Annotated in this window: 8 protein-coding genes and 1 pseudogene; 8 read left to right on the forward strand and 1 reads right to left on the reverse strand. The window is 57.8% G+C overall.

From position 1 onward, the window contains the following. The first annotated feature begins 202 nt into the window (after positions 1-202). The 8 genes and pseudogenes from QM780_RS06740 to QM780_RS06775 all read left to right on the forward strand — a co-directional run bounded on the left by QM780_RS06740 (position 203) and on the right by QM780_RS06775 (position 11,608). Positions 203-1,516, forward strand: a complete 1,314-nt coding sequence (locus QM780_RS06740; RefSeq protein WP_415069710.1) for an MFS transporter — start codon at positions 203-205, stop codon at positions 1,514-1,516. 44 nt (positions 1,517-1,560) lie between these two features. Next, positions 1,561-4,014, forward strand: coding sequence for a nitrite reductase large subunit NirB (nirB, locus tag QM780_RS06745; protein ID WP_415069711.1), 2,454 nt, complete (start codon positions 1,561-1,563; stop codon positions 4,012-4,014). A 4-nt stretch (positions 4,015-4,018) separates the two neighbouring features. Then, entirely contained in the window at positions 4,019-4,348 is a 330-nt protein-coding gene (gene nirD, locus QM780_RS06750) for a nitrite reductase small subunit NirD (RefSeq protein ID WP_415069712.1), read from the forward strand. Positions 4,349-4,361: 13 nt separating this feature from the next. Beyond that, positions 4,362-7,021, forward strand: a pseudogene (locus QM780_RS06755) (molybdopterin-dependent oxidoreductase). A 25-nt stretch (positions 7,022-7,046) separates the two neighbouring features. Then, positions 7,047-8,330, forward strand: a complete 1,284-nt coding sequence (locus QM780_RS06760) for a porin (protein ID WP_415071981.1) — start codon at positions 7,047-7,049, stop codon at positions 8,328-8,330. A gap of 39 nt (positions 8,331-8,369) precedes the next feature. Continuing rightward, complete coding sequence (gene cobA / locus QM780_RS06765; protein ID WP_415069713.1) at positions 8,370-9,305, forward strand: uroporphyrinogen-III C-methyltransferase; 936 nt, start codon at positions 8,370-8,372, stop codon at positions 9,303-9,305. Between the two features lie 221 nt (positions 9,306-9,526). Beyond that, positions 9,527-10,486, forward strand: a complete 960-nt coding sequence (locus QM780_RS06770) for a tyrosine-type recombinase/integrase (protein ID WP_415069714.1) — start codon at positions 9,527-9,529, stop codon at positions 10,484-10,486. Between the two features lie 636 nt (positions 10,487-11,122). Then, positions 11,123-11,608, forward strand: coding sequence for a hypothetical protein (locus QM780_RS06775; protein ID WP_415069716.1), 486 nt, complete (start codon positions 11,123-11,125; stop codon positions 11,606-11,608). A gap of 186 nt (positions 11,609-11,794) precedes the next feature. Here the strand turns inward: QM780_RS06775 and QM780_RS06780 are convergent, their stop codons facing one another. After that, positions 11,795-12,304: a PH domain-containing protein gene (locus tag QM780_RS06780; RefSeq protein ID WP_415069717.1), complete on the reverse strand. Its 510-nt coding sequence runs from the start codon at positions 12,302-12,304 to the stop codon at positions 11,795-11,797. Positions 12,305-12,357: the final 53 nt, after the last annotated feature.

The raw sequence follows: 12,357 nt of genomic DNA on the forward strand, positions 1-12,357 counted from the left end.
GCAACTTTCCCGTTGACTCGGGTTTAGGGTCTTGTGCCCAGCTCGCCTAAGCCATGCGATCTTTGTGCTTAGGGTTACATTCGCGTCCAATGGCGGGCGCTCCTCTGGCAAAGCTGCCGATCAAGCCTTCTCGCCCTTTCACGGGGGCGCGAGCGCTTGGCCGGCGGCTTTTTTGTTTCTGCGCAATGACCGGGAGCATTTCATGCGCACACAAGAAAGTTCCGTTTTAACAGTATCGACTCCAGAAGGGCGTGCCCTTTGGATTTCGACGATCGCTTTCACTGCCTGCTTTGCAGTCTGGACGATCTTCGCGATCATCGGAATCCGCATCAAAGATCAGCTTGGCCTCAGTGAAGCCGAGTTCGGGTTGCTTGCGGGGACGCCGATTTTGACAGGCTCGCTCGCCCGCATTTTCCTTGGTGTCTGGACGGATCGTTACGGCGGGCGGCTGATCTTCACGTTGAACATGCTCGCGGCCGCAATTGCGACCGTCCTCCTCACTTTTGCTCAAACCTATCCGCAGATGCTCGTGGCTGCACTCGGAGTGGGCTTGGCGGGAGGCTCATTCGCGGTCGGAATCGCCTACGTCTCGCGCTTTTACAATTCCGCGCAGCAGGGGACCGTACTCGGCATTTTCGGGGCGGGAAACGTCGGTGCCGCGGTGACGAAATTTCTCGCTCCTTTCGTGCTTGTCGCCTGGGGCTGGCACGCGGTTGCGCTGATCTGGGCTGCAGTTCTCGCCGTGATGGCCGTCGTCTTTTGGTTCTCGACTACGGACGATCCCGTCATCATTGAGCGACGGCAGACTGGAGTGACGCCTCAGTCGTACGGGATGGAATTTGCGCCTTTAAAGGATATTCGCGTCTGGCGTTTCGCGCTCTACTACTTCTTCGCGTTCGGAGCGTTTGTAGCACTTGCTCTATGGCTGCCTCGATATCTGATCGGAGTTTACGGCTTCGATATCGAAACGGCCGGCATGATTGCGGCGGCGTATTCCATCCCGGCGAGCATCTTCCGCGCTTACGGTGGCGTCCTTTCGGACCGCATCGGCGCGCGTGCCGTCATGTACTGGTGCTTCGGCGTTTCCGCGTTGGCGACTTTAGCATTGTCGGTGCCTTCCGCAGACTACGTGGTGCATGGCACGCACGGACCGATTACCGCTCATTTCGAACTCAGTCCCGTGATGTTCGTTGGCATAGCATTCGTGCTCGGCTTCTTTATGAGCATCGGAAAAGCGGCGGTCTACAAGCACGTCGCTTCGTATTACCCCGATAACGTCGGCTCTGTCGGCGGACTTGTCGGGATGATCGGCGGCCTCGGAGGCTTCGTCCTGCCGATTGCCTTCGGCTACCTCAATCAGCTCACGGGTCTTTGGACGAGCTGCTTCATGTTGCTCTTCGTCATCGTCGTGGCTCTTCTCATCTGGATGCATCTTTCGATCCGCAGCACGGAGAAGCGTTCGCGGCAGCCGTCCGTCTCTAGCAAAACCCTTGCGCAGGCGGGAGGGCAGGTATGACACCTCGGGATAGAGCGCCGATTGACGAAGGAAGCCACGCAACCATGAACGAAAAACTCGTCGTCGTCGGCAATGGCATGGCGCCGGGGCGGATGCTCGAGCATCTCCTCGAGGCCGCCCCCGGCCGTTACGACGTGACAATCTTCAACGCTGAGCCTCGCGTGAATTACGATCGCATCATGCTTTCGCCGGTTCTCTCTGGCGAGAAGAGCTACGATCAGATCATCATTCACGGCGACGGCTGGTACATTAAGAACGGCATAACTCTCTACAAGGGTCACAAGATCGTTGCCATCGATCGCGACGCCAAGACCGTGACGTCCGATCATGGCGTCGTCGAGCCTTACGACAAGCTTGTCATCGCAACAGGATCGGTGCCGTTCATTCTCCCGGTGCCAGGAAATAATCTCGCGGGTGTCCTAAGCTACCGAGATCTCGATGATGTCAACGCCATGTTGCTCGCGGCGCAATCTCGGGCAAAAGCGGTGGTCATCGGCGGAGGTCTCCTTGGTCTCGAAGCCGCAGCCGGTCTAGAAGCGCAAGGCATGGACGTCACTGTTCTGCACCTCATGCCGACGCTGATGGAGCGTCAGCTCGATCCTGCGGCAGGATACCTTCTGCAACGTGCCATCGAAGACAGGGGCATCAAGGTCATCTGCAAGGCCAATACGAAGGCAATCCTCGGGGACAAAAAAGTCGAGGGCGTCGAACTTGCCGACGGCCGCATCATCCCCGCGACGCTCGTTGTCATGGCGGCGGGTATCAAACCGAGCATCGGATTGGCTAAAGATGCGGGCCTCGCAACCAATCGCGGCATCATGGTCGATGCCGGAATGCAGACGTCCGACCCGAGCATTTTCGCCGTTGGAGAATGTGCCGAAGTTGGCGGTCACGTTTATGGTCTTGTTGCCCCGCTCTATGAAATGGCGCGCGTTGCTGCCGCCCATCTTACTGACGAAGCGAGCACCGCCGGATTCGTTCACAACGATACGCCGACGAAGTTGAAAGTCACGGGCATCGAGCTTTTCTCTCTTGGAGATTTTGCCGACGGCGAAGATCGCCACGAGATCGTGCTGCGCGACGCCTCGGCCGGCGTCTACAAGCGGCTTGTTTTGAAGGACAATCGCATCATCGGCACGGTGCTTTACGGCGAAACGGCCGATGGCGCCTGGTTCAACGACCTGAAGAAAAAGCAGGTCGACATCTCCGACATGCGCGACACCTTGATCTTTGGCCAATCCTATCAGGGAGGATCGCCCCTCGACCCTATGGCGGCCGTTGCAGCCTTGCCCGATGACGCGGAGATCTGCGGCTGCAACGGCGTTTGCAAGGGCAAGATCGTCGGGGTCATTCGAGACAAGGGCCTAACGACCCTCGATGATGTACGTGCGCACACCAAGGCCTCAGCGTCGTGCGGATCGTGCACCGGCCTCGTCGAGCAGCTAATGCATCTGACGCTCGGCGATTCCTATAATCCGGCAGCGGTCCAGCCCATGTGCGGGTGCACGACGCTCGGCCATGACGACGTGCGCCGCCTGATCAAAGCCAAAAGCCTCAAGAGCGTCTACGCCGTCATGCAGGAGCTTGAGTGGACGACGTCATGCGGCTGCGCCAAATGCCGCCCGGCCTTGAATTATTATCTCGTCTGCGACTGGCCTGGCGAATACGCCGACGATTATCAATCCCGCTTCATAAACGAACGCGTTCACGCCAACATTCAAAAAGACGGAACATACTCCGTAGTGCCGCGCATGTGGGGTGGCGTGACAAGTTCGAAAGAGCTGCGCGCCATCGCCGATGTGGTGGACAAATTCGACATTCCGACAGTGAAGGTCACCGGCGGACAGCGCATCGACATGTTGGGCGTTAAGAAGGAAGACCTCCCCGCCGTTTGGGCAGATCTCGGCAAGGCGGGGTTCGTCTCTGGCCACGCCTATGCCAAGGGATTGCGTACCGTAAAGACCTGCGTGGGCACCGACTGGTGCCGCTTTGGAACGCAAGACTCCACTGGGTTCGGCATCCGGATTGAGAAATTCATGTGGGGCTCGTGGACACCGGCCAAGGTCAAGATGGCTGTTTCCGGATGCCCGCGAAACTGCGCCGAGGCGACGTGCAAGGATGTCGGCGTCATCTGCGTCGATTCCGGCTACGAGATTCATTTCGCCGGCGCGGCGGGCCTCGATATCAAGGGCACCGAAGTTCTTGGTACGGTGAAATCCGAAGACGAAGCGCTCGAAGTCATCGTCGCCCTCGTCCAGATGTATCGCGAGCAGGCTCGCTATCTCGAACGCATCTACAAATGGGCAAAGCGTGTCACAGTTGCTGAAGTTCGTCGTCAGGTTCTCGATGATGTCGAGAAGCGCAAGGCCTACTTCGAGCACTTCGTCTATTCGCAGAAATTCGCGCAGGTCGATCCCTGGTCGGAGCGTGTTTCCGGCCTGCACAAGCACGAGTTCAAGCCGATGGCGACAATCGGCATGGCGCAAGCGGCGGAGTGACATCATGAGCTGGGCCCTGATCGGCAGCATTACTGACATTCCGCGGCGTGGCGCACGCTGTGTCGAGACCCCTAAAGGCAAGATTGCGGTATTCCGGACGATGGAGGATCGCATTTTCGCGATTGAGGATCACTGTCCACATAGGGGCGGACCGCTGAGCCAGGGCATCGTTCACGGCGCCGCCGTCACGTGTCCGCTTCACAACTGGGTCATCTCGCTTGAAACCGGCAAAGCGGTTGGCGCCGATGAAGGGAGCGTGCGGACGATTGGCGTCAAAGTCGAAGGCCAGCAGATTTTTATAGCTCTTCCCACCGAAACCGAGCGCGCGGCCTGAGGCACAGATTAAGATGACCGCTCCGCAAGCCACCAAAACAACCTGCCCGTACTGTGGTGTTGGCTGCGGTGTTCTTGCCGACGTATCGCCGGATGGAAAAGTCGGCATTCGCGGGGACACCGAACACCCCGCCAATTTTGGACGGCTCTGTTCCAAAGGCTCTGCCCTCGGTGAAACGGTCGATCTCGACGACCGGCTTCTCCATCCCGAAGCCAACGGCCAAAGAACAAGTTGGGAAGCGGCGCTCGATCTCGTCGCCGCGCGGTTCTCCGATACGATGAAAGAGCACGGGCCCGACTCCGTCGCGTTTTATGTCTCCGGGCAACTGCTGACTGAAGACTATTATGTCGCCAACAAACTGATGAAAGGCTTCATCGGCTCGGCAAATATCGACACCAATTCGCGACTTTGCATGGCGTCCTCAGTTGCGGGCCATAAGCGCGCGTTTGGCTCGGATACCGTGCCGGGCTGTTATGAGGATCTCGAACTTGCCGACCTCATTGTCCTTGTCGGCTCGAACCTCGCTTGGTGTCATCCGGTCATCTATCAGCGCATCGCCGCGGCGAAAGAAAAGCGGCCGCGGACGAAAATCGTGCTGATCGATCCGCGACGGACCATGACGGCCGACATAGCCGATCTGCACCTTCCGATCAGGCCCGACGGCGACGTCGCACTTTTTATCGGATTGCTGAAGCATTTGTTCGAAAGTGGATCGATCGACAGGGATTTCATCGCTGCCCATACGTCGGGGTTTTCCGATGCGCTTCGCGCGGCCGATTCGATCTCGATTCTGGAGATCATCGAGAGGACGGGACTAGATCGCACGCAGCTTCGCGCCTTCTTCGACTTGTTTTCAGAGACCGACAAGACCGTCACTGTCTTCAGCCAGGGCGTAAACCAGTCGGAGTGTGGAACCGATAAGGTCAACGCCATTATCAATTGCCATCTGGTAACGGGCCGCATCGGGAAGCCCGGGGCGTCGCCGTTTTCCATCACGGGCCAGCCGAATGCAATGGGCGGCCGCGAGGTTGGCGGCCTTGCGAATACGCTCGCTGCCCACATGGATATCGAGAAGCCCGCGGATCGGGACCGCGTCCAGCGGTTCTGGCGGGCACCTGTTATTGCCTCGAAGCAGGGCCTCAAAGCTGTCGATATGTTTCGAGCGGTCGCGGATGGGCGCATCAAGGCGCTCTGGATCATGGCAACGAACCCTGTCGTATCAATGCCGGATGCCGGCGACGTCGAAGCGGCCATTCGGAACTGCCCGTTCGTCGTCGTATCGGACGTGCTCGCGAAGACGGATACGGTTCGTCACGCGCACGTCCGCCTTCCCGCGGCGGCATGGGGCGAAAAGAGCGGGACCGTCACCAATTCCGAACGGCGTATCTCTCGCCAAAGGCGTTTTCTGCCTCTTCCGGGCGAAGCTCAGGCCGATTGGTGGATCATCTGCGAAGTAGCCAAGCGAATGGGCTTCCACGCCGCCTTCGATTTCAATTCTCCGTCCGAGATTTTTGCTGAGCATGCGGCGCTTTCTGCATTCGAGAACAGCGCCGCCCGCGATTTCGACATCGGCGCCCAAGCGAATATTTCGGCGGAAGAGTTCGATCGAACTCGAACCATTTCAATGGCCGCAGCCTTCAGGCCGAGATCCAAGGGTTCGTCTTTTCGACGACGGCAAGTTCTTCACGCCCGATCACAAGGCCCGCTTCATATCGATAGGAATGCGTGAATTGCGGAGCGGATCCGCAGCCTATCCGATGACGCTCAACACCGGGCGCATTCGCGATCAATGGCATACGATGACGCGAACCGCGAAAAGCTCGCGGCTGTCGCAGCACTATGGCGAACCTTTCGTTGAAATCCATCCCGAGGATGCGAACTCGATACAACATCAAGGATGCCGATATCGTTCGGGTCTCGAACGGCAGCGGCGCCATCTTGGTGCGAGCGCTGATTTCGCAGAGGCAACGACTAGGATCAATCTTCGTTCCGATGCATTGGACGGACCAGTATGCATCGAAGGCGCGTGTCGATACCTTGGTGCCGCCGGTTGTCGATGCGATATCGGGTCAGCCGGCTTCGAAAAATGTCGCAGTCCGTGTCGAACGCTTCGTTGCCTCTGCATACGGGTTCGCGATCCTGGCCCGCAAGCCGGAGAAGGTCGATGCTGCGTACTGGGCTCTCGCAAAATGCGAGGGAGGTTGGCGTCTCGAGCTCGGTTTCGCCGAAGGTAACGCGGATTGGTCGACATTTGCAGACAGCCTTTTTGGCGCGTGCGAGGACGCGGAAACCATTGCCTTCCGCGATCACCACAATTCCCGCTATCGGTTTGCATGCTATTCGGGTGAGCGTCTGCTCGGCGCACTGTTTCTTGCCTCGGAACCGGTGGCTGTTTCGCGCGATTGGGCCGTCACACAACTCGCGGCGCTTCATCCGAAAGCAGCACGCTTCAAAATCATCGCCGGTCGCCCAGGCGCTGGCGGTGCCGACAGGGGAGCGACAGTCTGCTCCTGCTTTGGAGTTGGCGCCAACCAAATCGCAGCCGCAGCTCGCGGCGGATGCGGCACTGTCGCTGCGATCGGCGAAGCGCTTCAGGCTGGAACGAATTGCGGTTCATGCCGTGCGGAAATCAGAAGCATCATCGAAGCGCAAAATCTGCAAGCAGCGGAGTGAAATCTTGAAACAAACTGCCAAACTCATCCGCGTAGCAATCGGGGTTGTCGGTCTCGCGTGTTTGTCCGGCACATCGCAAGCTGCTGACCTCGGCGGCGATTGTTGCGGTGATCTTGAAGAGCGCGTTGCGGAGCTCGAAGCAACAACGGCGCGCAAGGGCAATCGCAAGGTGTCGCTGACAATCTCGGGCTATGTCGCCCAGGAATTAACGTGGTGGGATGACGGCGGCGAGAGCAACGTCTATTTGCACGGCCTTGGCCCGACGCAAGCGACGCATGTGAAGTTCACAGGCGAAGCGCAGTTCAGTCCCGGCTGGAAAGCCGGCTATACGCTGCGCATACAAAATCTTGCCGACAATCCTTTCGGGCGCAACGCCACAACCGGAGCCGCAATCAACCAGTCATCGCCCGATTTTGATCAGGGACTTAATGTCCAGATGTCCTACTGGTATCTGCAGAGCAAGGACCTCGGCAAGGTGAGCGTCGGGCGGCAAGCGGATGCTTCCAAGAGCGTCGCTATGTTCACCGATCAATCCGGCACGCAGATCATTGACAACTATACATTCCTGGCTGGTTTTCCGCAGTTCGGAATTCGCAGAAACGGAGTGCTTGTACCGGGTCTCACGTGGGGGCAGCTCGGTTATTGCTACTCGCAGAATGTGCCGCTCGGTGGCGATTGTGATGGTCTCGTCATGAACTCGGTGCGTTACGATTCTCCGGTCTTCGGCGGGTTCTCGGTATCGGCAAGCTGGGGAGAAGACGACGATTGGGAGATTGCGGCCCGCTACGCCGGTCAATGGAATGACTTCAAAGTTCAACTCGGTGCCGGATACTCCGAGAACAGCGACGAACGCATTAGCGGCACGGCCGTCATGATCTCGAAGGACTCACAGTTCTTCCAGGCTGGGGGTTACGTCGAGCACTTGCCGACTGGCCTCTTCGTGCATGCTGCCTACGGCCATGAAGACAACAATGATGCTCTTCTCACGAATGGCCACGTCGCTCCGGACAGTCATCATTGGTACGTCAAATCCGGTATTCGGCAGAGATGGCTGCCGCTCGGAGCGACCGTCGTCTACGGCGATTACGCCGAATACGACGACCAGCTAGGCCCGAACGCGCTGGCATTGGGCGCGACGGGAAGCACATTCTCGCGGTATGGCGGCGGCATTGCGCAGGAGATCGATGCTGCTGCGATGACCGTCTACCTGAAAGTTCAACATTATGATGCCGACGTTTCTGGCGCTGCGGATTTGACCAATCTCGAGGCGCTCGATCTCGTGAGCGCCGGCGGATTGATCAACTTCTGAAGAACGCATCAGGGACCGGCGATGGCTGAGGATCTCCAAATGCAGGCAGACGTAACGTCGTGGCATCGTGCTCTGGGTGCGGTTTATCCGGTGTTCAAGATCTTCGAGATTGTCTTGCGAACCGCATCGGCACCGTTAGTCCGCTTGATCGAGATGGCCTCGGGATTAGCCTCGCAATGGGACCACGAAGCCGATCGTAGAGCACCACACGGCCGCGTGGTGCTCGTCGGTGCCGGTCCGGGGGATCCGGAGCTGTTGACGATCAAAGCCATGCGCGCAATCGAAAGTGCCGATGTCATTCTCTTCGACGCGCTTGTTTCGGAGGAAATTCTCGATCTGGCACCGTCGCATGCCGAACTCATTTGTGTCGGCAAGAGGGGCGGACGACCGAGCTGTCGCCAAGACGACATCAATGAGTTGATGGTCAGATATGCGCGCGCCGGCAAGCACGTCGTTCGGCTGAAGGCTGGAGATCCTGCGATCTTCGGCCGGGCCGGCGAAGAAATATCGCACCTTGAGTTGGAGGGTCTCGAAGCAGAAATCATACCGGGGATCACCGCGGCATCAGCGATGGCTGCGGCGTTCGGAATTTCTCTTACCCATCGCAGTCACGCGAAGTCCGTGCGATTTGTCACCGGCCATTCGAAAAATGGCGGCCTTCCCGAGGATCTCGACTGGCAGGCAATAGCGGACCCGTCGGCTACAACGATCTTCTATATGGGTGCCCCCTTCGCCGGAGAAATAGCGGCGCGGCTGATCGCACTCGGGATGCCTGACAATACGCCGGTCGGAATCGCGTCGTCCCTTTCCCGCGACAACCAGAAGGTGGTCCACTGCGTGCTCGGGCAGTTGGAAAAACTTGTTGCTTCCTTCGATCGCACCGAACCGCTTATACTTGGAATTGGCTCGGTATACGCTCGCGCCAATGCTCTCGCCACGCCGGTCCAGCCTCACGGAAAATGTGCCGTCACTTGATAGGAGAATAGTTATCTCCTCAGGGTTGAGGCAACGCCGGAAATCCACAATCCGGTTCGAAGTCAGCTTATGCAATGACAGCGGACGATGATCTTTGCTCGAGAGCCAAACGTTACGAATGTTGGGCGAAGTCCACAAATGGGACTAAAGGGACTTCGTAGGCCCTCGTGAATCGATGATTGGGCAAAGTGACGGTTGAGTTCCGAGCACAGAGGTCATCGTTGCTGGTAATTCTCCAGTTTCCGTCGAATGCCGATGACGAAATCGTGACCTCGCAACAGCTACGCCTATCGACGTCCTTCAGCGCTCATCACTCTCGGTTGGATTTCAGGATTTGCGCCGTCCTAACTTCTCAAGCACAGCATGTCCAGTCAATTGTTGCTCGCCGCGCGGAAACTCCGGGCGCCGCTAATGATCTCCTCAAGAAGCTCAGGATATTGCTCCACTTCGCTATCGATAATGGCTGGCGTAAGGATGACCCAACCATCCGCATCAAAAAGTTTGCCGGTGGCGAGTTCCACACTTGGACGGACGACGAGATCGCCGTCTATGAAAAGAGGTGGGCGGTGGGCACCCGGGAGCGAACTGCGTTTGGGCTCCTGCTGTTCACAGGTCAGCGGGCCTCCGATGTTGCCAAGATGATGTGGTCTGAAATCGGCGCCGCTGGCATCTGGGTGGTACAGAGAAAGACGAAAGCCAAATTGCTGGTTCCGATCCATCCGCAGCTTCGCGAAATCCTGTCGGCCTGCGAGATAGGCACTGGAGCCATTCTTCAGACGTCCTTCGGCGCTCCCTTCACTGCGAAAGGCTTCAGCAATTTCATGGCCGAGCGTATTAGCCAAGCGGGGCTTGCCGAGCGCTGCGTTACCCATGGATTACGCAAGGCAGCCGCGCGCCGTCTCGCTGAGGCCGGATGTTCCGCGAACGAAATCGCGTCTGTTACTGGCCACGCGACGCTCGAAGAGGTCGCACGCTACACGAAAGCTGCCGAGCAAAAGAAGCTGGCCCACGCAGCAATGAACCGTCTGACGAACAGTTCAACCGGTAAATTCCCAAACCTTCGGGAGGGTTTGGGAAATTCCGAAAAAGATACTAATGAAATCAGGATGATAGTCCGAAGATGGCGCTCCCTACGGGAGTCGAACCCGTCTTTTCAGATTGAAAATCGGTTCATCCAGTAAGCCGATCAAGACAAGTTCTGACACTTCTCCGTTCGTTCACGGGTCCAAGATTCAAGGGCTTAAGTCGTCTGTCAGAAGGAGTTGCATAGGCGCTCGCGGTGTCGTTGCGTTGGCCAACCGGTTGGCGCGCTTGTTGTGAAGGGAAGAAAGCCCCCCGTAGCGAAACCTATTTCGCCGGCCGCGACGTATGATAGCTGCGCCGAGGTATTGGCCCATCTCGAGGCCGAATGCCGCCGGACAGGTCACAGATTATCCCCCGGCCAGACCACAATTTTCCACGATCTTCACAACTCGCCCAATGAATGGGCAATCTCACGTCTGCATGCTTGGTGGTGTTACGATGTCGAGAAGCTCCTGGCGCAGATTCCGGGCGTACGACATCCAAAACCTCGCATCTATTTGACTATAGAGATGAACCAAAGGGGTGCTCTGGTTGTGTCGTGGGGACCGACGCCCGCCCCCGGTGACAGTTTTGCCAACTCAGACTTTCGTTCCAATCCCTGCCTTTCCTACACCAAGGAAGATCGGCTTATCGTTATCCGAGATTTCCGGTACGCAACGTTGTTTCACGAGCCGGCAAATCACCATGTTCAGACCGCGCGGGCTGTGGTTTGGCCCGACAACCACGACAATCGAGTGTCCTCGAATGCCTTGCTTCTGCACGCCGCCACGGCCCTTATCGGAGAACTCAAGAAGCGCTTATCCTATTGCTTCACGGTCACGATGGTTGAAGATGTCTACCTCACGTGGGGGCCCGTCGGGGAGAGCAAATGGGACTTTCGCGCGCCCGTAGCATCGTGGGAGATCAAGAATGTCGCAGAGCAGCAGAAACTGAAGGCATTGAAGCTCCTAGACGGATTTGAACAGACCTACGGCTGTTCGCTTGCCAGTTTCGTCGAAGTCGCCTTCAGTCCCGACAAAAAACGCCGAACCGGCCCACTCCCCTCGCCTCATACCAAGGTCGAGCGGACCGCCCGCCAATTCAAGGCACTCGGATACCCAAAACTGACGCCGGCGGTCATAAGGCAGTACCTAAGCCTCCTGACAGACTACCGAGCCGATCTTCTGCCGCCGACCGATCCGGGAGAAGACAACATTGTGCCGTTCAAGCCCAAGACATGATCGGTGGGAAAAGCTATCGATGCCCTCAGGCTATGAACAATCGCCAGACTATGGAGGCCGGCCGCCGACCAGTCCGCGCCGGATTCTTCTCCTTCTCGCTTGCTTGGCTGTGGGCGCCCTCGCGGCTTTGATCTCGCATTACGTGATCAGTTGAGCTGTTGCTTCCCGAAGTATGAGACGGGGTGATCACGATGCCTGAGAACTTGGCATGATGAGTTGACCAGGATTCTGTGTTTCGTCCTTGTCGGCGCCGAGCGCCTCTTGAATCGCCTTTTGAAACGCAACTGGGTCATTGATGGCCGGTAGTTTCAGGTCGGCGACCCCTGTTCCATAAAACTCGACGTGCCCGAAGTTAAGGAGACGGCCCCACAGGTCCTGTTTCAGGCGAACTTCTTCGATAGCGCGGAGTTGAAGATCATTCGTCCGCCGCTGGAGAAACCCGCGTTTGTAGATTAAGCGAAGGTTGGTCACCGCAATTTCGCTGGTCCAGGGCCGATACAAGATCCAGGCGAAGCAAATCAACCCTGCCAACGCACTCAGACCGGCGAACACCGTATGGCCAAAGCCAGCGAACAGCACGGCGCCCATAACTCCTGCGATAAGCAAGATCCATGCAGCGACATAACGGCCGGTCGGATAGCGCGCGTTGTAGTGCACTGCCTCGTTGGCACCCAGACTTTGCTCGACGTAACTCACGGGGATGACTCCGAAGAACCGTTACGATTCCCGCGCTTTGGAGTCTGAAATCG

It is taken from the genome of Hyphomicrobium sp. (assembly GCF_047600905.1).
GTDB lineage: Bacteria > Pseudomonadota > Alphaproteobacteria > Rhizobiales > Hyphomicrobiaceae > Hyphomicrobium_B.